We start from the raw sequence: 25,700 nt of genomic DNA on the forward strand, positions 1-25,700 counted from the left end.
TATTTATATTTATTGATTATGCGTTTACTTTTCCCTCATATTCTTTTACCCACTCTTCCAGTCCTGCTGCAAAAGTAGCATTTTCTATATTTTGAAAGTAATCGCCCTGCTCCATAATCTTGCCCAGTAACCAGTCCTGAGCGGCCATAGCATTTAAGGCAAAAGCATAAGGCGTATGACTGAAGCTCACCATTTCATATACAGAATTGAAGCGGCCGGCAAAACGGATACCCAGGTCTTTCTCGATCTTCTTACGCTCCAGGAATTTAGGATCAGCAACTTTATCACGCATTTCGATAAAGTTATTCAGTGCCAGTTCGGCTACCGCATCCGCATTAGGTTTGCGTGATTGCTGGAAAGCCGGTAAGATCGCATCCCAGTTATCACCATGCTGCTCCAGTAATTCGAATAATACCGAACAATCTTCAAAACCCGCATTCATACCCTGTCCGTAGAACGGAACGATGGCATGTGCCGCATCTCCGATCAGGCAGGCAGAAGACTGGTACACCCACGGTGCCACCTTCACCGTTACCAGCGAAGAGGTAGGATTATTTTTATAATCTTCCATCAGGGTCGGCATCATTGGTACCGCATCAGGGAAGTGCTGTTCAAAGAACGCACGGATCTTGGCATCTGTTTGCAGGCTGTCGAATGAAGGCGTACCCTCAAACGGGAAGAATAAAGTACAGGTAAAGCTTTTATCCGTATTCGGCAGACCGATCATCATAAAGTTATGACGCGGCCAGATATGCAGTGCATTATGCTCCATACAGAACTCGCCATTGGCAGATGGCGGAATACATAATTCTTTATAACCACTGTTGATATAGAATTGCTGGTAATCGGTACGGTCCAGCAAAGTCATGCTTTTGCGTAAAGCAGAGAATGCCCCGTCTGCACCAAACAGCAGATCATAATCTACGGTGTGTTTATTACCTGCCTCGTCTTTAAGATGCAGTTGTTTATGTTGCAGGTCTACATGATCGCAGGTCTCGTTGAAATAGATCTTTACACCATTGGCTTCAGCCAGGTCCATCAGTTTTTTATTCAGCTCGCCGCGGCTTACAGAATAGATGGCCTCCCCGTTTTTGCCATAAGGCTGGAATGCAGCAGAACCGTCGTCCTGATGCAGGTAACGACCAGTCATGGGTATGGCAATCGATTCGATCTCTTCACGTAAACCCGCCAGCTCCAGAGCTTTCCATCCACGGGTACTCATGGCCAGGTTAATCGAGCGACCAGCACCGATCTGCGACACACGCAGGTCCGGACGACGCTCATATATAGTTACTTCATAACCTTTTTTACGTAATAGTACAGACAATACCGATCCGACCAATCCGGCACCCAGTATAGTTATAGATCTATTCATATTATTTTTAATGTATGTTATTTGCGAACGCTAAGATACAGATAAAGGTCAGAGTTTTAAAAAATAGATTTTGTTTCAAATCGGGAGAAAGTTAGCTGCCGCCCCTATTTATAACAGTATTATTACACAGTCCGGGGTATTGTTGCCGTAAATTTGCGGCACTCTAAATTGTAAATCTGTTGTAATATGAAACGATATATCTTAGCCCTGAGCATGCTGATGCTTACGGGATCTGCTCTGAGCTTTGCCCAGTCTACTGTATTGAAAGAAGAAGGACGTGTATATGCCCTGCCGGCACTCTTCCAGAATAATAACAAAGAAGTGGTCATGTCCTGGACTGAAAAAGATGCCGATGGCATGGTATATTATTATTTTGCAACTTCTAAAGACAATGGCAAAACATTCTCTGACAAGCAACTGATCTATTCCTCACCTGGTATCGGGAACGGCCGGCTGGCCAGACCAAGACTCTTGTTCAAAAAGAATGGTGATATGGTTGCCACATTCTCTTTCAACCAGCAGGCCAAACTGGTGAGTGAAAGCGGAGAGGCAAAACCTGGCCGTGCGAAAGATCTGCAGGTATTTGTTACCGAATCGAAAGATGGCGGCAGGACCTGGACTGAACCAAAATCGGTTCACGAGGACCCGCAGCCGGGAGTAATTCGTGGTTTTTATGATGCTACACTGATGGCTAATGATGAGCTGGCGGTTGTATATTTAAAAGACATTCCGAACAAACCGCATGAGCGCGATCTGCGCCTGGTGACCAGCACCAATGGTACTTTCGGTGAAGAAAAGGTAATCGATCCTTTTGTGTGTGATTGCTGTAACCTGGGACTGCTGACCGATGAGCAGGGACGCCTGAATGTATTTTACCGTGAGAATGCAGATAATATCCGTGATATTTCCAAAATGGTATCGACCGACAATGGCCTTACCTGGTCTGCATCTGCAACCGTATTTCCCGATAACTGGAACGTAAATGCTTGTCCGCATACAGGTCCGGCTGCATTACGTTATGGTAAAACCAACCTGATCACTTATTATTCCGGTGTAGAAGGTAAGCCTGGTGTGCGCCTGGTCAACCAGGACGGCAAGCAATTGCTCATTTTAAAAGATGAAACGATCAAAACAGCTACCCTGGCCGGTGATGCCAAAAATGCAGTAATCCTTTACGGACAAGGTACTGCAGAATCCGGTATGAAAGTAGGTTATCGCACTATCAGCAAAGACAAAGTGTCGAACGATAAATGGATCGAGAACTCTGCTACCGGTGCTAATCCGAATGGTCTGATCCTGGGTAAGGAAATGCTGGTGGTTTATGAACTGACCGATAAAGGTAAAGTGATCGGTATCAAAACCGATGTGGTAAAACTGAACTAATCATTATCCAGGTACATATCTACCTGGAAGATAATCGCGGTTTTGTCCGCAACAATATCAATAGTGCTGTGTATCGTTACGCTTTCCGTGTGATGAAGTACAGCACTGTCTTTTTCTGCCAGCTTCATTGCCCCGATGGTTACCGGCTTTTCAGCCTTGGCTACAAACCATAACTGTATGCAATCAGGGTTCAGGTCTATCTTGTACTGTTCTTCATTGTGCAGTATGGTTAATTTTGCTTCAGTGCCCTTGCGCATCATGACATTGAAATCAGTGGTAGTACCTGTACTGCTCACAAAATCGGCCCCGGAGAAAGATAAAGGCACAAAGGGTTTTAACAGGAAAGATGCATCCTGGAAAGCCAGTTCTATAGACTGTTCCAGGCTGACCAGTATACGATCATAATCTTCCAGTACCGTAAAGGTAGAAGGGCTTTCACGTATAGTGGCCGAGCTGATACGGAAAATGAAATCACGATCGGCATAACGGCAATGCTCGGGGTATATAAACATCTGGCAGGTCTGGCCGCCGCCCCAGTCGCTCAGGATATAGTCATCGGCAGTAAGGTGCTGTACAGGCATGAATTTAGTTTTGGTTTCCGTATGTTTCGATCATTTCATTATGTATGATCTTATGTTCCGGTTTAGCATGCAGGCATAAGTAATACATGGCACGGGCCACCGTTTCCACTTTTATGGCACGGTATCGCGCCCACTTCCCTTTTAAGATTGGTTGCAGCAACTTCATCATCACGGTAGCTACTGCTTCTCCTGTTCTTTTGTCCTTGCGCTTACCCAGTAATAATCCCGGTCTGTATTTATACACAGAAGGAATGTTTAGCTGATCCAGTTCCTTTTCTGCTTTGCCTTTCAGCTGCTGGTAATGGTTGCTGCTGCTGGCTTTAGCTCCTAATGCACTGATATAATGAAACTGTTGCACCCCTTGCTGCACACCCCATTCGGCAAGCTGCACCGGATACGTTACTTCTATAGCATGGTATTGATGTTTATCAGGAGTCAGGGCCTTTGTGGTACCCAGGCAGGAGAAGATTATATCAACTTTAGGAATATCCTTTAATACTGATGATAAACTCTCGAAATCGGTCAGAACAAATTTTACTTTATCATACTTCAGGTGGGGTATATGACGTACCAGCGCATATATGGTACCAATATGATCGCTATTGGCGAGTAATGTCAGTAAGGCATTGCCCACCAGCCCGGAACTGCCTGCTATCAATACATCCATGTTTATTTTATTTTAGATTAAAGTTAAGGTATTCTGTATAATCAGGCTAGGCTGAGATGCAGTATAGGGTAATCTTTACCCATACCGTCTTTCTCAGATCTCGACTGTATGGCGAAGCCCTGACTCAGGTAAAATGCTGTAGCTCCTTCATTTTGCTCATTCACATCTACTTTGCGGATGCCTAAGGTATTAATGGCAAAATACAATAAGGTTTTACCATAACCTTGTCCGTGTACACCGGCCTCCACGAATAACATCTCCAGCCTATTATCAGCAGTACCCAGGAAAGCCTGTAACACACCGTCCTTATCCCATAGGCCGTACAACTGCACCTGAGGGAAAAACTGTTCTGCAATAACGCTTTTGAAATACAAAAAGTCCTCTTCGGCAAGGAAATGATGCGTGGCTTTTACAGCCGATGCCCAAACGTGCATCAGCCTATCGTAATCTGCGGTGGTTGCGGGTTTGATAATCATATCAGAAATGAATTAGCGATTGCCGCAAAGATATAAAATTGATGCTGCTGATTGATTTTCATAAAAATGTCTACCTTTGGCATTCACTTTAGGGGTGTCTGCGGTACCGCAGGCTGAGATTTTACCCTCTGAACCTGATCTAGTTCATACTAGCGTAGGGAAAAGTAAGATATGTCTTCGTATGCCTTCATGGCATTATTGCAGCCATTCCTAAAGTATTGTTTATATACTTAAATCTTCAGGGAATGGAATTTTCTTTAAATGATGTTTTAGTACAAGCCGATACCGAAAGTCTGTCTGTACAAAGCCTTCTGGATCGTGAAATGCAGCATCAGCAAGGTATTGCTGTGGCCATTAATGATATTGTCGTGCCCAAACCACATTGGGCAATACAGTATATACAACCAAATGATCGTGTCCTGATCATATCCGCAACACAGGGCGGGTAACACTACTTTTTATCCAATTTTATTCACATATCAAAATGTATTGTTCATGCAGCAATCTGAAAGTATATCACGTACTCCATTTCCTGGCTCCAGGAAAATTTATGTAGACGGGGCCTTACATCCCATCAAAGTTGCCATGCGCGAAATCTCCCTGCATGACACCCGCCGCAGTGACGGCAGTCTGGAGCATAATCCACCGGTTACCGTATATGATACCTCTGGTCCGTATACAGATGAGCAGGCGGTAATCGATATCCGTAAAGGCTTACCGCGTATCCGCGAGCAATGGATACTGGATCGTAATGATGTAGACCTGCTGCCGGAGATGAGTTCTGAGTACAGTCGCAAGCGCTGGGCTGATCCTAAACTGGAGGAGCTGAGATTTGCTTACCAGCACCAGCCGGTAAAAGGAAAAGCAGGAAAGATTGTAACCCAGTTGCACTATGCTAAGAACGGCATCATTACTCCCGAAATGGAATATGTTGCGATACGCGAAAACCAGCGTATAGAACAGCTGGCTACTGCGACCAAAGGTATGGACCACCAGCATCCCGGCAATAGTTTCGGTGCCAATACCCCGAAGCACAGAATTACCCCGGAATTTGTACGGGACGAGATCGCCGCCGGTCGTGCCATTATCCCGAACAATATCAATCACCCGGAAAGTGAGCCGATGATTATCGGTCGCAACTTCCTGGTTAAGATCAATGCTAATATCGGTAATAGTGCAGTGACCTCCAGTATTGAAGAAGAAGTAGAAAAAGCAGTATGGGCTTGCCGTTGGGGTGCTGATACCATTATGGATCTGTCGACCGGTAAAAATATTCATGAAACCCGTGAATGGATTATCCGCAACAGTCCGGTGCCGATCGGCACGGTGCCGATTTACCAGGCACTGGAAAAAGTGAAAGGTGTGGCTGAGGACCTGACCTGGGAGATCTTTCGGGATACCCTTATAGAGCAGGCAGAGCAGGGCGTTTCTTACTTTACCATTCATGCCGGGGTACTCTTGCGGTACATACACCTGACGGCAAATCGTGTAACCGGTATCGTTTCCCGCGGGGGATCTATTATGGCCAAATGGTGCCTGTTCCATCATAAAGAAAACTTCCTGTATACACACTTCGAAGAGATCTGTGCAATTATGAAGGAATATGATGTAGCCTTTTCGCTCGGAGATGGCTTACGTCCGGGTGCGATTGCAGATGCCAATGATGCCGCACAGTTTGCAGAGCTGGAGACTTTGGGAGAACTGACCAAGATCGCCTGGCAGCATGATGTACAGGTAATGATTGAAGGGCCGGGCCATGTGCCTATGAACCTCATTAAAGAGAATATGGACAAGCAGCTGGAGTGTTGTGATGAAGCGCCTTTTTATACACTGGGGCCCCTGACTACAGACATTGCTCCGGGTTATGATCACATTACTTCTGCCATAGGTGCCGCTATGATCGGCTGGTATGGTTGTGCCATGCTCTGTTATGTAACGCCGAAAGAACACCTGGGCTTACCCAATAAAAAAGATGTAAAAGATGGAGTGATTACTTATAAGCTGGCTGCACATGCTGCCGACCTGGCGAAAGGCCATCCCGGTGCGCAATACAGGGATAATGCTTTGAGTAAAGCCCGCTTTGAGTTCCGCTGGCAGGACCAGTTCAATCTCTCTCTTGATCCCGACACTGCAAGAGAGTTCCATGATGAAACCCTTCCGGCAGATGCCGCGAAAGTGGCCCACTTCTGCTCTATGTGCGGACCTAAGTTCTGTTCTATGAAGATTACGCAGGAAATCAGGGATACAGCAGAGAAAGGATTGAAAGAGCAGTCTGAAAAATTCATTGAGAGCGGTAAATCTTTATACGTATAAACCTGCAATATTATGATCGCTGTGACGCTTCCGCTATATGTGCCCTCAGAAGAGCGACTGATCACTGCCTTTTTTCAGGAAGGCCTGGAATTGCTGCATGTACGCAAACCCGGTATAGAACGGGAATGTATGCGGCGATGGCTGGAAGCGATACCGGCAGATTTTCATAGCCGGCTGGTATTGCATCAGCATCATGAGCTGGCAGAAGCGTATGGCATTCAACGGCTGCATGTGCCAGAGTATCTGCGAGCCGAAGCGGGACAGGTTGACCTGTTTCCGGAGTATACTTATGCTACCTCTGTACATGACATCAATACTTTCAACAGCCTGGATGAAGGCTATACCTATGCCTTCCTCAGCCCGGTACTGGAGAGTATTTCCAAGCCGGGCTACAAAAGCCCGGTATCCCTGCTGGATCAGGTGTCGCTTCGTGTGCAACAAGGTATTGCACTGGTGGCGCTTGGGGGCATTCATGCCGGTAATCTATCCGACATTGATCACAAAGGCTTTGATGATTTTGCGGTGTCCGGTGGTTTGTGGTATGCTTCCGATCCGTTGCAGACCCTTAGAGAATTATTAGCTTATCCGTTAAACAAATGAACATGATCGATTATCCCAAACTGCAATATATCTCCCAGGGTACAACAGCCTCTGATCAGTACCGGAATATAATAAAGGTGCTGGAAGAGGGTTGTACCTGGATACAGCTGCGCTGGAAAGGGGCGCCCATAAAGGATCTGAAAGCGCTTGCGCAACAGGTGCTGGTACTGAAACAGGAGTATGCCTGCACCTTTATCCTGAATGATCATACACAACTGGCATTGGATCTGGACCTGGATGGTATACACCTGGGTCTTGAAGATATGCCGGTAGCAGAGGCCAGGCTTATACTTGGGCCCGGCAAGATTATCGGGGGCACGGCCAATACACTGGCCGATGTGCAGCAACGTATTGCAGAAGGCTGTGATTATATAGGACTGGGGCCATATCGCTTTACCACAACCAAAGAAAAGCTCAGCCCCGTATTAGGGCTGGAAGGTTACCGTAATATACTGAACAGCATAGAACATAATCCTGTACCGGTTTTTGCGATCGGGGGTATTGAGCAAAAAGATATTCCCGCACTGATGAACACAGGTATATATGGCATTGCGGCCTCCGGTTTACTGACCCATTCCGCCGTGCCGGAAATTGTGCAACTTATAAATTATTCAACATGTCCACATTAAATATTGCCGGACAGGCATTTCAATCCCGGTTGTTTCTCGGCACCGGAAAATTCGGTTCGGCTGCACAGATGGAAGCTGCGGTACTGGCTGCGGAAACAGAAATGGTTACCGTCGCCCTCAGGCGTGTAGACCTGCAGCAAAAGCAAGATCCGATCTTATCGCATCTGCAGCATGATCATATCCATTTACTGCCCAATACCTCTGGTGCACGCAATGCTAAAGAAGCGATACTGGCCGCAAAACTGGCAAGAGAGGCACTGGAGACCAACTGGCTTAAACTGGAGATACATCCCGATCCCAAATACTTATTGCCCGACCCGATAGAAACGTTGAAAGCAGCTGAAGCGCTGGCTAAAATGGGCTTTCTCATTTTACCGTATATACATGCCGATCCGGTTTTGTGTAAACACCTGGAATCTGCTGGTGTAGCGGCGGTCATGCCCTTAGGCTCACCGATAGGGAGTAATAAAGGTTTAAAGACTATAGACTTCCTGGAGATCATTATCGAACAAAGTAACGTTCCGGTAATTGTAGATGCCGGAATAGGTGCACCTTCAGATGCCGCTAAAGCTATGGAACTGGGAGCTGATGCAGTGCTGGTCAATACAGCCATTGCTATAGCCGGTGATCCGGAAAGAATGGCTGCTGCATTTAAAGATGCCGTACAGGCGGGCCGTAATGCTTATGAAGCCAGACTGGCCCCTGTTGCTCAGGTCGCCACGGCTTCCAGTCCTTTAACCGCTTTCCTGGATTAATGTATGTATACAAAAGACTTTCGTTCAGTAATGGACCGCTATGAGTGGGATCAGGTACAGGAGCAGATTTACAGTAAGACCGAGTCGGATGTGATCCGTGCATTGCAGCTGGAACGCCGCAGTATCGATGATTTTATGGCGCTCATATCACCAGCTGCAAAACCTTACCTGGAGCAGATGGCCGTGCAGAGCCAGAGGCTTACCCAACAGCGTTTCGGTAAGACGATCCAGCTGTATGCACCTATGTATCTGAGTAATGAATGTCAGAATATCTGTACCTATTGCGGTTTCAGTATGGATAATGGCATCCGGCGTAAAACACTGAGTACGCACGAAATGAACGCAGAGGCAAATGCCCTGAAAGAAATGGGATTTGAACATGTGTTGCTGGTGACCGGAGAGGCCAATAAAGCAGTAGGAATGCTGTATTTTCTGCAGGCTATTGAACAGCTGAAAACACAGTTTGCTCATATCTCTATGGAGGTACAGCCATTGGAGGAAGAGGCGTATCGATTACTGCATCAAGCCGGAGTTCAGGCAATTCTCGTGTACCAGGAGACCTACCACAGAGAGGTATACAAGCAATATCATCCCAAAGGGAAGAAGTCAAACTTTGATTACCGGCTGGATACACCTGATCGTATAGGTCGTGCGGGCATTCATAAAATGGGGCTGGGCGTACTGCTGGGTCTTGAGGACTGGCGTACCGATAGCTTCTTCAACGCACTGCATATCGATTACCTGCAAAGAACGTACTGGCAGAGTAAATACTCCGTTTCCTTTCCGCGACTGCGGCCAGCAGAGGGTGTCATAGAACCTAATTTTATTATGGAAGATAAGGATCTGTTGCAGCTGATCTGTGCCTATCGGCTCTGGAATCCCGATCTGGAACTTTCACTCTCCACAAGAGAACGGGAACATTTCCGGAATCATGCCATTGGCCTGGGTATAACCAGCATGAGCGCCGGTTCCAAAACCAATCCCGGCGGGTATACGGTAGATCCGCAATCCCTCATGCAGTTTGAAACCAGCGATGAGCGGCCGGTATCCGAGATCAGAGCCTTGATACAGCAAGCAGGTTATGATCCTGTATGGAAGGACTGGGATCCGGTATTTACCTAATAATGTATACAGATGAATCTTAAAATCACAAAAGAAAACTACCAGCGCTATCATCGCCAGATCATCGTACCGGAGATCGGTATAAACGGGCAACTGAAGTTGCAGGAAGCTAAAGTGCTGGTGATCGGTGCCGGTGGGCTTGGCAGCCCGGTATTATTATACCTTGCCGGAGCAGGCATAGGTACACTGGGCATTGCAGACCATGATACAGTAGCCATACATAATCTGCACCGTCAGATCCTGCACCGCGAATCTTTGGTCGCAGCATCCAAAGCTCAGAGTGCGCTTGAAGGGCTGCAGCAGCTGAACAGTACGATACAGTATCACATTCATGAAGAAGCGATCAGTACTGGAAATGCAACGGATATTATATCGGACTATGACCTGGTTATAGATGGATCCGATAATTTTGCCACCCGCTACCTGGTCAATGATACCTGTGTCGCAGAGGATAAGCCATTGGTATATGGCAGCATACTGGGTTTTGAAGGACAGGTGGCCGTGTTCAATCATAATGGCGGTAAGCATTTGGGAATGCTTTTTCCCGAGCCGCCACCGGCAGAACTGGTGCCCAATTGCGGAGAGAATGGCGTATTGGGTACACTACCCGGTATTATCGGTACGATGATGGCACAAGAAGCCTTGAAATTGCTTACCGGTCTGCCGGTATTGCACAACCAATTGCTGATCTTTAATACCCTGCACTGGACGTTCCGAAAGATCACTTTTTAATGTCATAAATGTTAATGTCCGTATTATTCAGCCCAGGCTTTGTACCTTGCAAAAAAATAATTGCGTGATGAAAGCATTACATAAAGAATATAAATGGATCGGTATGGCCATGGCTGCTGTACTGGCCCTGTTACTGGTGATTAATATTGTTCCGGGACTGCTGCGCAACAGTGACTTCTGGAAAGTTTCTGCCGCCCTGATGAGCATGGGACTGTTGTACCTGGTATCTATGTTGTACCTGAACAGCAGAAAGGTGATTGAAGATCATCAGTAATTAAAAAAGAGGCTACATAATCATGTAGTCTCTTTTTTACAGTTTGGGAATGTTCTACAGATAGCTGCCGGCAGCCTGCTGCAGTCTTTTGGCAATCGTTTGCTGTAGCTTTTTAGGGCCCAGTACTTTTATACATTCTCCGAAGCCCAGTAATTCCCGCTCCAGTTCAAAGTTGAGGGTGACGTCCAGTCGGATGATAGTACCGCCTTCCTCTTCTTTAATGACCTGCTGCGAGTGGTGTATCGGCTTGGTTAATACATAGGGTACATTGTATTTATTAACCCAGAGTATTACTTTCTGAGCCCGGCTTTTAATGTCTTTAGTGACCCCGATGGTATCTTCAAAATAGCGATCAAAACCCACACCGGTGTAGGGTACAAAGTCTTTCGGATTCATTTCCATAAAATCAATGATCCTATCCAGCGCAAGGGTGAGGAGTGAAGTGCCTTTCTGTGGTTTGCAGATCAGGAACCAGCGATTGCGGTATTCTTTAAGCAGGTAAGGATGATATACCGAAGCCCTCGCCTCCTTCGCTTTAAAAGAACGGTAATTAATCAGCAGGGGCACTCTCTTGCGAATGGCCTGGTAGAGCGGAGTTATATGCTGAATCCCCTTGACCAGTACATTGCCTTCCAGCTGAATATAATTGTCCGATTTGTCGGTCGTCTTCCGCAATGAATTTTCCAACCGGGCAATGATGTCTGTCATGTCATCAAAATAATCAAAGCCATTCATCTGGCGCAGCACACTTACAATCTCCGACATCTTATCCAGGTCGGTATCCGTTATTTTAGTATGATTGATGCTGAAATTCGGATCCTCGTATGCATAGTATTTGCGGTCCTGTACAATGATCGGTGCATTATAACCCAGTTTATCACTGCGCATCAGTTGTATATCGGCCTGAATAGTACGCTTACTGATGCCCGACTCAATTCCTTCATAATCATATAATGCTTCCGATACCTTTTCGATCAGGTCTTCCAGCGCCCATTTACGGTAACGGTTGCGTAGGCATTTATCAATCGCCCGGTAGCGGATCAGGGCCAGTTTATTAATCGCCATAAAAAGGATTTGCGCTAAGGTAAAATTATTGGTGCAGCAAAACAATTAATTGCGCAATATGTTTGCGTAGTAAAGTTGGTGCCCTTTTCTTTACCTTCTTAAAGTTCCTGTGTTAAATATTCATCCAGCTCCGTAAGTAGCTGAAATGCTTTTACCTCCTGCGTTTCCTGATTGATCAGTACAAAATAGGGAATGCCTTCAATTTCAAAATACTGATCTAAAAATTTGTCCTGATCGTAAATCTGCGGGTATGTGTTTTTATCCGCTTTTATCGCTTTTTCAGCTGGCTGGAATTTGTCTTTCACCACCACACCAATAATCTGTAGCTGCTGGGGCGTGTACTTTTTACTGAGGTATGGGAGATCTGTTTTAATGCTTTTCCGGCAAGGGCTGCACCAGGATGCCCAAAAATCCAGCAGAATGAATTTTGAGGGAATATGCGGACTCAGGAAATTGAAATTTTTGCCCTCCATCAACATATAGGAACGATCAAACAAAAAATCCGACTTGATTTCTCTTCTACTTTTTTTCAACACATCTATTACCGAATTTAAAATCATATTTTGATTATCCTTATTAATAGTTGCTAAGTGAGCTGAAATCAGGTCATTATCTTTATTTGATGCAAATTCCACTTGATATAAACCGCTTCCGATTAAAAGTAAATTTGGATTTGTTTCCTTCAATATGAAAGACAATAGTAATTTATTCGTGTTTTCTGTAGTCTTTTTTGCTTCTCTTACTAATCCTAATTGATATTCTGCGATCTTTTCGGGGTCTTGCAATGTTTTCAAAGGTTCAGCATCAAGGCTATTCATTTTTCTATATATCGGCATCTGCATTGTACGTAGATTCAGGATATTATCATTTGTTTTAGATAAATCAGCATTTGAAGAAATGATCGAATAGCTCAAATACAGCTTTGATAGTTCAGCATTAATTGCAACAGTAGATTCTTTATTTCCTGTTATAACAAATGCATAATTATCTCTTTTCCCATCTTGTATTAATAATCCAGTTTGTTGACCTTCCGGCTTTACAGATAGCTTATAAATTGTATGTTCTTTTAAGTTGTCAAATTTGAAATTATTCTTTTTGTCAAGTTGATATGAATCTATTACCACATCACTACTACCTGATCTGAAGTACTTATAACTTGATACTTCTGTTAAGTATATTGTATTTTGCCAACCCTCGGCTGGTGCCATGTGGCCTAAAATTTTAGCAGCAAATGTTGTTTGAGTGATTATTGATAACAATAAGAATAAACCTACTTTTTTCATTTTAATACGGATGCTTTTTTATAATATAAAGTGTTCTACTAATAGTTTAGAGAACACTTTTCGAGATTATGGAAGGTTATCCTAAATATGCATTTAGCAATGCTAAATCTTCGGAACTTAATGACTCGATTGCAGATTGATACATTTCAAACATCGCGTCAAAATTTTCAGGAGTCGTCATACCCAGGATGTTGCCTAAATTGATAAGTGCAGGATTACGCATCGCTTGTGCATATTTCTGGAAGTCTTCAATCCCGATATTGTCCATTTTTTTTGTAGAAGTGTTTTTTGTGTCTTCACACTTGCAAAAGGCCAACCCAAAATAACAGCCGCAGGCATATTGACCAGCACAGTTGCCAATCGTGCATGTGGAAAATTTGCAAGTTGCAGTACAACCAGCAGCACTTACTTTTACAGAATGAATAGCCAAAAAGCTGAATAACATCACGAAGATGAATGCGATTTTTTTCATAAAAATGGAATTTAAAGGTTAAAGAATGATCCAAAAATAATTGCCAACATTGAGAACCGGAGCAAATAAATCTTTATCCGAATGTTAATATGTGCATTTTTTATATAAGTAATTGAAAGCGAATTTGCTTTACCTATTCTTTATTGCTACTATGATTTTAACATGAAATTCTGTGTGCCCTGAAGTGTTGATATATTAAAAAGTGTAACTTGTATGTTCTCTCTAACCTCTAAATAGTATACTTATGGACACACTGCAACAATTGCGGAATGAACTGGAACATGAATACCACACCACACAAAATTTCTTCCGCATATACCCCGAGGGAAAAAACGATTATGCACCACACGAGAAAAGTATGAAGCTAGGACACCTTGCTACACATATAGCGGAGATCTTCTCCTGGCCGGGTGTCATGCTGGAAACAAATGACCTGGATATCGGTGCCGGAGAGCGACCACAAATCTTGTCTACCCCTGATGAACTGTTGACCAAAATGCGGGAGCACTATGATAAAAGTATCGCGGCACTGAATAAGGCATCTGAAGAAGACCTGAACCCGGACTGGGCTTTAAAATATGGTGATAATGTACTGGCCAGCTGGAATAAATATGATGCCATAAGGCACTCGCTGAACCAGGTGACCCACCATCGCGCGCAGTTGGGTGTATACTATCGCCTCAATGATATTGAATTGCCAAAGAGTTACGGACCTACGGCCGATCTGCAAAGTTTCTAGAGTTTATTTTATATTATTACCTCACATTATTATAATACAATACTATGAACAAAAATATTTATCCCTGCATCTGGTTTAATGGCAGGGGAAGCGAAGCAGGAAAATACTATGCCGAAACTTTTGACAGGGCCAAAGTGACCCATGACAGTGGTATGGTAGTGACCTGGGAAGCTGCGGACTGCACCTTTATGCTACTGGATGCAGGTCCGAACTTCAAACCTAATTTCAGCATATCTTTTATGGTGATGTGTGAAACCGCCGAAGAGCTGGACCGCTATTGGGCAAGACTGTCTAAGGATGGAAAGATCATGATGGAACTGGCTAAATATCCCTGGTCTGAAAAATATGGCTGGCTGGAAGATCAGTTCGGGGTATCCTGGCAATTATACCTGGGTGCCGGAGCACCACAGAAATTCGTACCTACACTGATGTTTACCGGGGTCAATAATGGGAAGTGTGTAGAGGCGATGGAATATTACACCCGCGTTTTTCCTAACTCAAAAATTGACGGTGTTATGAAATATGAGGAGGGTGGAGACGATACTCCAGGCAATGTGGCCCATGCACAGTTTTATATCAATGACTATATGCTGATGGGTATGGATAGCTCTATGGACCATGGTGTACAGTTCGATGAAGGTATATCTATTGTAGTGACCACTAAGGACCAGGAAGAGACCGACTACTACTGGAATACCTTTACCAGCGAAGGGGAAGAAAGCATGTGTGGCTGGCTGAAAGATCGCTATGGCATCAGCTGGCAGATCACACCGGCACGCCTGCTGGAACTGATGGCCGATCCGGATCGTGAAAAAGCGGGAAGGGTGATGCAGGCCATGATGAAAATGAGAAAGATCATTATCGCCGACCTCGAAGCAGCTTACGCTGAAGCATAAGCGTGGATTGATATTATTTATGATTGCCCTGTAATCACTGGCACTTCATTTTTCGCAGCAGAAAGATGGTAGGTGTACACATTATAGGGCAATATTTTTGCCGCACATATTTTACCCACATAACTGCCCAGCAGCACAGGGACAAAAAGATGATACCCGTTAGGTACCAGGCTGCACACCAGGAATAATGAAGTAAGCGGTGCATGAATAGCCGCGGCAAGTGTAGCCGCTGCACCCACCAATGCAAAGTTGAGTAATACGAGCTGCGTACCCAGCAAATAATTACAGCATATCGCAAACAAAATACCCAGGAATGAGCCGGCCACAATGCTTGGAGCAAACACGCCACCATCGCCACCGGCACCCAGTGTCAGTGAAGCGGCCACCGGTTTCAGGATCACCAGTAATAATATAATCCATAAGAAAGAAAGGTCGAAGCTGCTAGTAGTTACAGTATTCAATACCTCTTTCAATCCATGATAGCTATCACCGAAGAGATAGGGTAGACTATAGATCATAGAGCCTACCATAAGGGCACCCAGGTTTACCCGGATGAAGTTATTGTGTATTGAGGCAAACAGCTCTTTAACCCTGATCACCAGTATGGTGGTGTATACGGCCAGCAATCCGCCGAGGGCCCCCAGGATAATGTAAAAAGGAACTGAAGTTACTTTCCAGGTATTTACGGCAAAGGGTAATAAAGGTACTGCATCGAAGAAATGTACCCATAAACCCGCTACCAGCGCAGCAGCTGTACAGCTGATCAGGATTGTCTTGTTCACCTTTCTCGCGATCACTTCAAGGGCAAATAGCCAACCTGCTAATGGGCTGCCAAACAACACCGCCACACCAGCGGCTACGCCCGCACAAACCAACTCTTTTTTATAGGCGAATGCGGTATGTCCTCTTTCATAAGCGGCATTGCCTACCGTAGCAGTAGCGACAACAGTAGAGACTTCTATACCGGTCGATCCACCAAAAATGACTGTAAGAAAACCATTGATATAGTGAGAGGGAATTTTAAATAGAGGAAGGTGATCTTTGCGCTGATCCAGCGTTTTGTATATTTCCGTAATACCTTTATTCTTCCTGTTTTTAAATAGATATTTCCGGAGAAAATAAATGATGGTAATGCCCACAGATGGGAGAATGAACAGGAGCAGAGGCTCGGTCTGTTCAATCCGGTTATACATAAAATGTTCTGTATGCTCGGTAAGCCGCTTGAGCGATTCTGCCAGTATTGCACATACCAGACCTATAAACAGGGAGACTGTAAATAACCTTGTGTAATGGTATAAAAGAATCTTTTTACGCATAGCCGAAGAATAAAGCAGTGATTTAAGTATCACGTGAAGGGACTGCAAAGTTAGGTATAAATTGGCCTCGTCCGATAAAAAGAAAGTTGCTTAACGTTTCATTTCTGTTTGATATGAAAAAAGTTCCGCATGTATAACATGCGGAACTTTTAAACCGGTTGCGGGCGAGGCTAACGCCAGCCGCCACCCAATGCCTGGTAAATATGTACCAGCGCATTCATCTGTTGCTTGCGGGTTTCGATCAGTTCAAATCTCGACTCCAGCGCATCTCTCTGTGTCATTAAGACCTCCATATAATCGGCTCTTGCAGATTTGAAGAGCTCGTTGGAAATGTCGATAGACTCCGTCAAAGCCTTTACCTGCTTATTCTTCAGGTCATAGCTCTGCTCCAGGTTATGAATATTGCTCATCTGGTTGACTACCTCGAGATAGGCATTCAGTACCGTACGTTCGTAGTTATATACTGTTTGTATCTGTCTGGCATTAGCCATATAATAATGCGCTTTAATGGCATTACGATTAATAAGCGGTGCTACAAGATCTCCTGCCAGCGAATACAGAAGAGACTCGGGACTTTTGATCAGGTACGCCGGGTTGAAGGCCTGATACCCTACAGAAGCTGTGATGCCCAGTGAAGGGTAGAACTCCGCACGGGCAACCTTTACATCCAGTTTAGCCGCAGACAGCTGCAGCTCTGCCTGGCGGATGTCCGGCCGGTTGGCCAGCAACTGTGACGGGATACCGCTCTGTACCATTTGAGGCATGGTAGCTCCGAAAGAAGCTTTGTTTCTTACAATCGGTTGCGGATAGCGGCCCAGCAGGAAATTGATCCTGTTCTCTGTTTCGGTGATCTGCTGGCGAATGCCGTACTGCAGGCTTTTCGTCTTGGCCACCTCTGCTTCAAATTTACGAACCGCCAGCTCTGTAACCCGTGTAGCCTCCTTCTGCAGCTTTACAATCTCCAAGGCATCGCTCTGGATATCGATATTCTGCTGAATGATGGATAACTGATTGTCCAGAGCCAGTAATTCGTAGTAAGCATTTGCAATTTCTGCTACGAGATTGGTCACTACAAAATTCTTACCTTCTATGGTAGAGAGGTATCGCTGTGCAGCGGCCTTTTTTGCATTGCGTAATTTATGCCATATATCCACCTCCCAGGTTGCATATGCTGCAATTTTAAAATCGCCCAAAGGTTCGGGCATAGCCTTTCCGGGCTTGATATCCGTAGTGGCTTCGCTGGCACCGATATTGGTGTATCGTGCCACCTTATCTACTCCGGCACCGGCACCGATTCCTACAGAAGGAAGGTATTCTCCCTTACGGATGCGTACCTCGTTACGGGCGATCTCAATCTCCTGTAATGTAATGTTCAGTTCCTGGTTACGATCCAGCGCAGTGTCGATCAGTGCAGCCAGGTAAGGATCAGCAAAATAATCTCTCCAGTTGATGCTGGCCGTATTCGTACTATCAGTACTACCTGCTGTATATGCCTCTGGTACTGCTTTATTTTCCTGCCGGGAGACGATAGCCGGAATAGAGCAGGAACTGTATGCCACTGCTATTCCTGCAAGCGCTGCCCATGTATATATGCGCTGTTTAGTCATTTTGATCATTTTTATCCGTTATAGAATTATCCGTTCTGCTTTTAAACAGTTTGAGCAGCAGTTTTTTCTTTTTCTTTTTCGATTGCACAAAATCCTCTGTCAGCGGGTTTTCGTCCTCATCGCGTATCAGCTTGCGTTTAGATGCAATGGTGCCGAATACAAAATAAAGTCCCGGTACGATGATTACTCCGAAGATGGTACCAAACAACATACCACCTGCTGCTGCGGTACCGATTGTACGGTTACCCAGGGCACCAGGACCATGCGCAAATACCAGCGGAATAAGACCGGCGATAAAGGCAAATGAAGTCATGAGGATAGGACGGAAACGTACTTTGGCCCCTTCGATGGCCGCATCCAGTACCGTCATTCCCTCACGCTGTTTCTGTACGGCAAACTCTACAATCAGTACGGCATTCTTACCCAACAGACCCACGAGCATTACTAATCCGACCTGTGCATAAATATCATTGGCCAGTCCCATTGCTTTCAGCAGCATAAATGAACCGAAGATACCGGCCGGTAAAGAGAGCACAACTGAGAAAGGCAAAATGAAGCTTTCATATTGTGCAGCCAGTACCATGTATACGAAGATCAGTACGATCAGGAAAATATAGAGTGCCTCATTACCACGGCCTACTTCATCTTTGGTCAGACCTTCCCAGTCAATACCATAGCCGCGAGGGAGGGTTTTTGCAGCAACTTCTTCAATTGCCTGAATCGCCTCACCACTACTATACCCTTTTGCGGGTTCACCCCTGATCGCAGAGGATGGGTACATATTGTAACGGGTAATCTCATTCAGACCATGGGTTTTTACCATTTTCATAAAGGCAGAATAAGGCACCATTTCATCACGATTGTTCTTTACATATAAGTTCAGTACATCTTCCGGCAGGCGACGGTATTCCGGTCCGGCCTGTACATACACCCTGTAGAAGGTACCGAAGCGGATAAAGCCCAGCTCATAGGTACTACCGATCAGGATAGACAGGTTATCCATCGCACGTTCGATCGACACCCCTTTCTGCATAGCAGCCTCGTTGTCGATCTGCAATTCATACTGAGGATAGTTGGCACTGAAGAATGTAAATAAACCGGTCAGCTCTTTACGCTTGCCCAGCGCAGCCATAAATTGATTGTTGATCTGCTCCAGCGCTTTGTAGTCACCGGTATTGCTCTTGTCCAGCAAACGCAGGGAGAAACCACCTGCAGCACCATAGCCCGGAACGGCCGGAGGCCCGAAGAATTCTATCGTTGCACCCGGTATCTCATGAGATTTTTCTTCCAGTTCTTCAATGATCTCTTTTACTGAATGTTTACGGTCTGCCCAGTCTTTAAGGTTGATAATACAGGTACCGGCATTGGAACCGCGCCCTTCGGTCAGTACCTCATATCCTGCCAGTGCAGAAACTGATTGTACGCCTTCTACTTTCTTCGCCAGGTCCTGCAATTCACGCGCTACATCATTGGTCCGTTCCAGGGTAGAGCCCGGAGGGGTTTGGATGATCGCGTAGATCATACCCTGATCTTCATTCGGAATGAAACCCGTGGGCAATACTTTATTAACACCTAAAATACCCAGGCTGAATACAATCAGTAATCCGAATGTAACCAGTCTGCGGTTCACAATTTTATTCAGTAAGCCGGTATACTTTCCGGTCAGCTTTTCAAAGCCACGGTTAAATGCATCCAGGAATTTATCTATCGGAGTCTTTCGTTTTGGCTGTCCATGATTGTTTTTAAGGATCATAGCACATAATACCGGTGTGAGGGTCAGTGCCACAAAGCCGGAGATCACGATAGAGCAAGCCATAGTGATGGAGAACTGTCGGTAGAAGATACCTACCGGACCAGACATAAAGGCTACGGGAATGAATACTGCCGTCATCAGTAAGGTAATCGCAATTACGGCACCGCTGATCTCTCCGATTACTTTCTTAACCGCTTTGAATGGTGGGAGGTGCTCCTCCTCCATCTTGGCATGCACTGCCTCAACGACGACGATCGCATCATCGACCACGACACCGATTGCCAGTACAAGGGCAAACAGCGTGATGAGGTTAATCGTGAGTCCGAACAACTGCATAAACATAAAGGCACCAATGAGCGATACCGGCACCGCCAGCGTCGGGATCAGTGTAGAACGCCAGTCGCCCAGGAACAGGAATACCACAATCGCCACCAGTATAAAGGCCTCGACCAGGGTATGGATTACCTTTTCGATAGAGGCATCGAGGAAGTGCGATACATCATAGCTGATCTCATAATCCATTCCCGGAGGGAAGGAGCTTTCTTTGATCTCATCCAGTTTTGCTTTCACTTCTTTGATTACATCACTCGCATTACTTCCGTAAGTTTGTTTCAGGGTAATGGCTGCTGAAGGATGTCCGTCCATGTTGGAATAGATATCGTAGAATTCAGAGCCCAGCTCTACTTCAGCCACATCTTTCAGGTGCAGGATCTCCCCATCGGGGTTTGCACGGATAATTACATTTTCATACTCTTCCGGTTTATTATACCGGCCTTTGTAGGTCAGTACATATTCCAGTGCCTGTGATCGCTTACCGGTGGCCTGTCCCAGACGTCCCGGGGAACCGATGATACTCTGCTGGGCTAATGATTCCATGACCTCTTCGGTAGATACATTATAGGCACGCATACGGTCCGGTTTCAGCCATATACGCATGGCATACTGACGGCTACCCAGGATCTTGGCACTACCTACCCCTTTCAGACGACTGATCTCGGGGATGAGGTTTACATTGGCAAAGTTGTACAGGAACTTCTGATCGGCTTTAGGGTCTTTACTGTACACATTCACATACATCAGCATGTTGGGAGAGGTGTAACTGATCACTAAACCCTCGCGCTGCACCAGTGGTGGCAGGCGGTTGGTTACCTGTTCAATCCTGTTCTTTACATTTACTACCGCCTGGTTTGGATCGGTACCTAGGTCAAATACAACCTGGATAGTTGCCTCACCGGCACTGGTGGCATCTGAGGTCAGGTATTTCATACCCGGTGCACCGTTAATGGCTTTCTCCATCGGGATCAGTACAGACTCTACCAGTACATTGGCACTGGCCCCGGGATAAGCGATATTTACTACAACCACAGGTGGCGCGATAGACGGAAACTGTGATATAGGAAGCGTCTCTATGGCCAGAAGGCCCATAAAGACAATGACCACTGACATGATGATAGCCAGTACGGGTCTTTTTATGAATTTCTGGAACATTTAATTTCTTTTTTTGATCTTAGAATTATTCTGATGGTACTACGAGATGATTCATAACCTGGTGCGGATCGGCATATTTAAAGGAGATTTTCTCTTTGTCCTTCACTTTGTGCAATCCTTCCAGAAGTATTTTGTCAGATGCTTTCAGTCCGCTTCCGATCACGAACAGGTCCGGCATTTCAGCGATAACCGTAACCGGGGTCAGGTGCGCTACTTTCTGATCATCTACTACATACACATACTTCTTATCCAGGATCTCAAATGTTGCTTTCTGAGGAATGATAATGGCATTCTTAATCGGCGTATGCATCAGGATGCTGCCGGTTTCGCCATGGCGCAGCAGCCCTTCCGGATTAGGGAATGTAGCCCTGAATGCGATGTTGCCCGTTTCATTATTGAACTCCCCTTCGATGGTTTCTACAACACCAGGGTATTTAAACTCCTCATTGTTGGCCATCAGCAGGTTTACCTGTAATTCTGCTTTGTTCTGCACACTGGTTTTGTAATTCAGGTACTCTGCTTCAGAGACATTGAAGTACACCCACATCTGGCGGTTGTCAGACAGGCTGCTCAGGAGGTCACCCTCATCTACCAGGCTACCCAGTTTTAAATTCAGGCGATTGATAATACCGTCAAACGGTGCACGGATTTCGGTGAAGTCCAGGTGCACTTTGGCCAGGGCTTGTTCTGCACGGGCTTTGTCCAGGCGGGCATTGGCCATCGCCAGTTCATTCTTGGATACTACATTACGGTCCGATAGTGATTTGGTATTCTGTACTTCGATAGAAGCCGCTTTGGTTTCAGCCTGGGCCTTCATCAGTTCGGCCTCATATACTTTAGGCATAATCTTGAACAGCAGTTGGCCAGCCTTTACATACTTACCCTCATCTACATAGATCTTTTGCAGGTAACCCTTTTCCTGTGCCCTTAATTCGATGTTGCGTATAGAGCGTATCTGCGCTACATATTCTTTGGTAATGGTGGTGTCCATCTGGATAGGACTGGTCGCCAGGAAGGTAGTCTGGCTTTCTTTTTCTTCTTTGTGAGATGTGCAGCTTGTGTGGCATACGACAGCCCCCAAGCCCAGGATCATGAGCATTCTCTTCATAATAATTTGCATTTAAGCAACCGTGTTTTGTTGATGTGATATGAGTGTGGAAAATAAATAACCTATCCGGCGGGTGCCGGAGATCAGTTCTCTTTGTAAGCATGGAAAGGCAGACCTAATGGCCCGCAGGTGAAATTATATTCTGAATACCCCGAGTAGTACATGCCTTCTATAGGCAGGGGCAAACAAAAAATGCTTACCGGAGGGTAAGCGAAAGGCAGTATTGTTCTGATGCGCCGCAGGTCCGTTGCTGTAATACACAGCATCATTACGGTCGGCTATAGCTTTAGGGGTAGATGAGCTGTTGTCATCTTCAGTTTCGGTGTCCGGGGTATCGCCTTTTTCGTGATACTCCTGTGTGCCGGAAGAGGCGGCAAATTTCAGTGCTTCCTGAGAATCGTCTGTATCCAGTTGCAGATAAGGCTGCACAACAGAAAGAGAAAGTGTGGAGTCGGGATAAGTGACGGTAACCGTATGCGCATAATTACGGCCGCTTATACTCAATATAAGCAGAGCCAGCAGGCTGCACAATCTGATTACCCAATTTTTCATCTGACGGCCAAAATTATGTAAACTTAATTATTCCACCCAACTCCTTAATCAATTAATAACATAATTGCGGTAGACCGGTGGTCGGTGAGGGTTATTAAAACGGAATAGATTATAAATGTTGAAATTACTTTATGGTTAATTGATTGTGTTATAGTTGTTTGATCTTAGAAAAAACGTAGTATTTTTATGCCGTCCGCTATTATTTTTTGTACCAGAATAATTTTTTTATTGTGAAATACCTCTTCCTGTTGGTGTGCCTGACTGGCATGCACCTATATGTATCTGCCCAGGATCCTGAATCCTATGAGAAAGTATACGTTAAGACATATCTGGAAACGTCACATACCGATTTCAATAAAGCATTGAAAATTGCCGACTCTCTGTACGAGCATTCAGAAACGGAAACATACAAAGTGCGCAGCCTGATGCTGACTGCCTCTTTATACGAGCAAGCTGTAGACCTGTCCCGGGCCGTTGAGTACGCAGAAAAAGCAAAGGACATTATCTTTCAAACCGATAATTATAACTGGCAGGCCCGCGTGGCCGGATTTTTGTCCACCCAGTACCGTTTGTTGAAATTATATAAGAAATCCAGCGAGCATGCCGATAAGGCAATGGCCGCTGCCCGGCAGATCAGTAACCCTGAATTGGCCAATGTTAATATGGGTATGATGTACCAGGAGCAGGCATGCGTTGCCCGCGATCAGAAGCAGTATCGGAAAATGATTGAACTGGCTCACAATGCCCAGAAACATTTTAACCTCGGTCGCAAGAATCTGGATTTTTTCACAGCCGGCAATGAGGAGTTTATTGGAGAAGCCCATATTGGATTAAAGCAGTATGATTCTGCATTGGTGCACTTTCAAAAAGGTCTGAAAGCGCTGGAGAAAATGCCTGAAAACTTTGTCACAGGATTTATTATGACCGGTATAGCCACCAGTTATATAGAGCTGGGCAAACTGGATGAGGCAAAGCGCTATCTGGATAGTGCACAGGCCATGGTAGATCACTCAAACAATCTGCAATTAAAACTGGAAGTGTATGAGGCAGTTAAAAAATATGCCAGCAAAGTAAAGGACGTAGAAAAGATAAACCAGGCACAGCAAGTGCAGGATACAATAAGAACGGAGATGACGGTACGAAAAAATGCTTTTCTGAACCAAACCGTTAACGGACTGGAGACCAATTATAAAAAGGAAGCAAAGCAGGGGAGCTATAAGAATATACTGATTCTTGCAGCCCTGATCATTCTTGCGGGTACAATGACGTATGTGGTCGTAACAAAGCGCCAGCAAAAAGCCAGATTCAGAAAGGTACTGGCACGTCTTAAAGAAAGAGAGGAGCATAGACTGGCGCTGGCTGCGCAAGCTGTACCTGCTGTAGAAGTGCACCAGTTTGCCGAACCGATCCCGGCAGTTGGTGAGGAGGGGCAGAAAGAACCGGATGGGCCTATGATGACCCCTGAAACCATGCAGAAGCTATTGCAAAGTCTTGATGAGTTTGAAGCAGGCACACTCTTTACCGATCGTAATATGTCCCTGTCTTACCTGGCCACGCACATCAATACCAATACAAAATACCTTTCCCGTGTCATTAACCAGCACAAGCAAAAAGATTTTAACGGGTATATTAATGAACTGCGTGTAAATTATATTATTGTGCAGCTGAATAGTGATCCTGTATGGCGTAAATATAAGATCAGTACCCTGGCCGATGAGGCCGGATTCTCATCTCACAGCAAGTTTGCGACCGTGTTTAAATCCATAACAGGGCTCTCGCCATCCTTATTTATCCAGTACCTGGAGAAAGAAGTACAGTCTTAGGCATCATGACCGGCTGTGTCTGCGGCCTGCAGTAAATCTGCTGCGGATCTCCTGCCTCCTCGACCTTCTGAGCCTGGAGGCCTTAACCGGATAGTGCCGCTTGGGGGTAATATTATTAAAGAGAAGGGCCACCAAAAACAGGATCAGTGCTCCCGATAATACGGGGCTGAGTACATACCAGTACCCCATAGCGGCAATTTTGGTGCCGCCGGTAACCGCAATCAGTGCAGTGGCACCTCCTGGCGGATGCAAGGTTTTCGTAACCTGCATAGCCACAATAGAGCAAGCCACAGCAAGCGGAGCGGTAATCCAGATAATGTCCGGGCAGAGTAGTTGTACCGTAACCCCGACAAGAGCAGAGACCACATGCCCGCCTATAAGGTTACGGGGCTGGGCCAGCGGGCTTTGTATCGCACCGTACACCAGTACGCTTGAGGCCCCGAAAGAGCCGATCAGGAATACATTCTCCAGCCGGGGCAGTTGCAGGTGCTGTAGCCAGGCAATGATACCGATACCGAATATGGCCCCTATGAAGGACCAGAAATGCTCCCTGAAGTCGACCAGGGTTTCTTTATAGACTACATAACGATATAGCCTTATCTGTCTTTTGAGTTTATGCCTGATCATATCCTAATGCGGGGTGTATTGGTTCAGCATATGTAGTGAAGCCGGGTACAAAAATACTTTAATC

25 protein-coding genes and 1 riboswitch are annotated in these 25,700 nt (G+C 45.5%); of the genes, 12 read left to right on the forward strand and 13 right to left on the reverse strand.

Going from position 1 to position 25,700, the window contains the following annotated elements:
- Positions 1-16 precede the first annotated feature (16 nt).
- Positions 17-1,375 (reverse strand): FAD-dependent oxidoreductase, encoded by a 1,359-nt coding sequence (locus FTD44_RS07280; RefSeq protein WP_222165827.1) that lies wholly within the window; start codon positions 1,373-1,375, stop codon positions 17-19.
- 186 nt (positions 1,376-1,561) lie between these two features.
- On the opposite strand from FTD44_RS07280, the gene FTD44_RS07285 reads away from it, so the two are divergent.
- Positions 1,562-2,758 carry a sialidase family protein gene (locus FTD44_RS07285; RefSeq protein WP_222165828.1) on the forward strand — a complete coding sequence of 399 codons (1,197 nt, stop codon included), beginning with the start codon at positions 1,562-1,564 and terminating at the stop codon, positions 2,756-2,758.
- On the opposite strand, the gene FTD44_RS07290 is transcribed toward FTD44_RS07285, so the two are convergent.
- From FTD44_RS07290 to FTD44_RS07300, 3 genes are read right to left on the reverse strand one after another with little or no spacing between them, the layout of a single operon-like run.
- Positions 2,755-3,339: a HutD/Ves family protein gene (locus FTD44_RS07290; protein WP_222165829.1), complete on the reverse strand. Its 585-nt coding sequence runs from the start codon at positions 3,337-3,339 to the stop codon at positions 2,755-2,757. The genes FTD44_RS07285 and FTD44_RS07290 overlap by 4 nt on opposite strands.
- Before the next feature lie 4 nt (positions 3,340-3,343).
- Positions 3,344-4,006, reverse strand: a complete 663-nt coding sequence (locus FTD44_RS07295) for an NAD-dependent epimerase/dehydratase family protein (RefSeq protein ID WP_222165830.1) — start codon at positions 4,004-4,006, stop codon at positions 3,344-3,346.
- 41 nt (positions 4,007-4,047) lie between these two features.
- On the reverse strand, positions 4,048-4,482 hold the full coding sequence (locus tag FTD44_RS07300) for a GNAT family N-acetyltransferase (protein WP_222165831.1): 435 nt from the start codon (positions 4,480-4,482) through the stop codon (positions 4,048-4,050).
- 80 nt (positions 4,483-4,562) lie between these two features.
- A riboswitch (TPP riboswitch) is annotated at positions 4,563-4,660 on the forward strand.
- A 67-nt stretch (positions 4,661-4,727) separates the two neighbouring features.
- On the opposite strand from FTD44_RS07300, the gene thiS reads away from it, so the two are divergent.
- From thiS to FTD44_RS07340, 8 genes are all read left to right on the forward strand, one after another.
- Complete coding sequence (gene thiS, locus FTD44_RS07305; protein ID WP_222165832.1) at positions 4,728-4,931, forward strand: sulfur carrier protein ThiS; 204 nt, start codon at positions 4,728-4,730, stop codon at positions 4,929-4,931.
- Positions 4,932-4,977: 46 nt separating this feature from the next.
- Entirely contained in the window at positions 4,978-6,795 is a 1,818-nt protein-coding gene (gene thiC / locus FTD44_RS07310; RefSeq protein WP_222165833.1) for a phosphomethylpyrimidine synthase ThiC, read from the forward strand.
- 12 nt (positions 6,796-6,807) lie between these two features.
- The gene (locus tag FTD44_RS07315; RefSeq protein WP_222165834.1) at positions 6,808-7,395 is read left to right on the forward strand and encodes a thiamine phosphate synthase; all 588 of its coding nucleotides are present in this window, start codon (positions 6,808-6,810) and stop codon (positions 7,393-7,395) included.
- A 2-nt stretch (positions 7,396-7,397) separates the two neighbouring features.
- Positions 7,398-8,024 carry a thiamine phosphate synthase gene (locus tag FTD44_RS07320; protein ID WP_222165835.1) on the forward strand — a complete coding sequence of 209 codons (627 nt, stop codon included), beginning with the start codon at positions 7,398-7,400 and terminating at the stop codon, positions 8,022-8,024.
- Positions 8,012-8,779, forward strand: a complete 768-nt coding sequence (locus FTD44_RS07325; protein ID WP_222165836.1) for a thiazole synthase — start codon at positions 8,012-8,014, stop codon at positions 8,777-8,779. Before FTD44_RS07320 ends, FTD44_RS07325 begins: the two co-directional genes overlap by 13 nt.
- 3 nt (positions 8,780-8,782) lie before the next feature.
- Positions 8,783-9,901, forward strand: coding sequence for a 2-iminoacetate synthase ThiH (gene thiH / locus FTD44_RS07330; RefSeq protein WP_222165837.1), 1,119 nt, complete (start codon positions 8,783-8,785; stop codon positions 9,899-9,901).
- Positions 9,902-9,913: 12 nt separating this feature from the next.
- Positions 9,914-10,633, forward strand: a complete 720-nt coding sequence (locus tag FTD44_RS07335) for a HesA/MoeB/ThiF family protein (protein ID WP_222165838.1) — start codon at positions 9,914-9,916, stop codon at positions 10,631-10,633.
- A 67-nt stretch (positions 10,634-10,700) separates the two neighbouring features.
- The gene (locus tag FTD44_RS07340; protein WP_129020424.1) at positions 10,701-10,907 is read left to right on the forward strand and encodes a hypothetical protein; all 207 of its coding nucleotides are present in this window, start codon (positions 10,701-10,703) and stop codon (positions 10,905-10,907) included.
- 54 nt (positions 10,908-10,961) lie between these two features.
- On the opposite strand, the gene FTD44_RS07345 is transcribed toward FTD44_RS07340, so the two are convergent.
- The 3 genes from FTD44_RS07345 to FTD44_RS07355 all read right to left on the reverse strand — a co-directional run bounded on the left by FTD44_RS07345 (position 10,962) and on the right by FTD44_RS07355 (position 13,727).
- Positions 10,962-11,972: a helix-turn-helix transcriptional regulator gene (locus FTD44_RS07345; RefSeq protein WP_222165839.1), complete on the reverse strand. Its 1,011-nt coding sequence runs from the start codon at positions 11,970-11,972 to the stop codon at positions 10,962-10,964.
- Positions 11,973-12,070: 98 nt separating this feature from the next.
- On the reverse strand, positions 12,071-13,255 hold the full coding sequence (locus FTD44_RS07350) for a TlpA family protein disulfide reductase (protein ID WP_222165840.1): 1,185 nt from the start codon (positions 13,253-13,255) through the stop codon (positions 12,071-12,073).
- Between the two features lie 76 nt (positions 13,256-13,331).
- Positions 13,332-13,727: a hypothetical protein gene (locus tag FTD44_RS07355; RefSeq protein WP_222165841.1), complete on the reverse strand. Its 396-nt coding sequence runs from the start codon at positions 13,725-13,727 to the stop codon at positions 13,332-13,334.
- Between the two features lie 244 nt (positions 13,728-13,971).
- Between FTD44_RS07355 and FTD44_RS07360 the strand changes: the two genes are divergently transcribed.
- The gene (locus tag FTD44_RS07360; RefSeq protein ID WP_222165842.1) at positions 13,972-14,466 is read left to right on the forward strand and encodes a DinB family protein; all 495 of its coding nucleotides are present in this window, start codon (positions 13,972-13,974) and stop codon (positions 14,464-14,466) included.
- A 44-nt stretch (positions 14,467-14,510) separates the two neighbouring features.
- Positions 14,511-15,362 (forward strand): VOC family protein, encoded by an 852-nt coding sequence (locus FTD44_RS07365; protein WP_222165843.1) that lies wholly within the window; start codon positions 14,511-14,513, stop codon positions 15,360-15,362.
- Positions 15,363-15,379: 17 nt separating this feature from the next.
- Here the strand turns inward: FTD44_RS07365 and FTD44_RS07370 are convergent, their stop codons facing one another.
- The 5 genes from FTD44_RS07370 to FTD44_RS07390 form a co-directional block, all read right to left on the reverse strand.
- On the reverse strand, positions 15,380-16,678 hold the full coding sequence (locus FTD44_RS07370) for a chloride channel protein (protein WP_222165844.1): 1,299 nt from the start codon (positions 16,676-16,678) through the stop codon (positions 15,380-15,382).
- Positions 16,679-16,848: 170 nt separating this feature from the next.
- A complete protein-coding gene (locus tag FTD44_RS07375; RefSeq protein ID WP_246625369.1) occupies positions 16,849-18,285 on the reverse strand; it encodes a TolC family protein in 1,437 nt (478 codons plus the stop codon).
- Positions 18,278-21,526 (reverse strand): efflux RND transporter permease subunit, encoded by a 3,249-nt coding sequence (locus FTD44_RS07380; RefSeq protein WP_222165846.1) that lies wholly within the window; start codon positions 21,524-21,526, stop codon positions 18,278-18,280. The genes FTD44_RS07375 and FTD44_RS07380 overlap by 8 nt, the downstream gene beginning before the upstream one ends.
- 25 nt (positions 21,527-21,551) lie before the next feature.
- On the reverse strand, positions 21,552-22,634 hold the full coding sequence (locus tag FTD44_RS07385) for an efflux RND transporter periplasmic adaptor subunit (protein ID WP_129020432.1): 1,083 nt from the start codon (positions 22,632-22,634) through the stop codon (positions 21,552-21,554).
- Between the two features lie 135 nt (positions 22,635-22,769).
- Positions 22,770-23,186 (reverse strand): hypothetical protein, encoded by a 417-nt coding sequence (locus FTD44_RS07390; RefSeq protein ID WP_222165847.1) that lies wholly within the window; start codon positions 23,184-23,186, stop codon positions 22,770-22,772.
- Positions 23,187-23,416: 230 nt separating this feature from the next.
- Here FTD44_RS07390 and FTD44_RS16190 point away from each other — a divergent pair, with 230 nt between their 5' ends.
- On the forward strand, positions 23,417-25,009 hold the full coding sequence (locus FTD44_RS16190; RefSeq protein WP_222165848.1) for a helix-turn-helix domain-containing protein: 1,593 nt from the start codon (positions 23,417-23,419) through the stop codon (positions 25,007-25,009).
- Between the two features lie 3 nt (positions 25,010-25,012).
- Here FTD44_RS16190 and FTD44_RS07400 read toward each other — a convergent pair whose 3' ends face one another.
- Positions 25,013-25,636, reverse strand: coding sequence for an HPP family protein (locus FTD44_RS07400; RefSeq protein WP_246625370.1), 624 nt, complete (start codon positions 25,634-25,636; stop codon positions 25,013-25,015).
- Positions 25,637-25,700: the final 64 nt, after the last annotated feature.

Source organism: Edaphocola aurantiacus (assembly GCF_019797745.1).
GTDB classification, from domain to species: domain Bacteria; phylum Bacteroidota; class Bacteroidia; order Chitinophagales; family Chitinophagaceae; genus Edaphocola; species Edaphocola aurantiacus.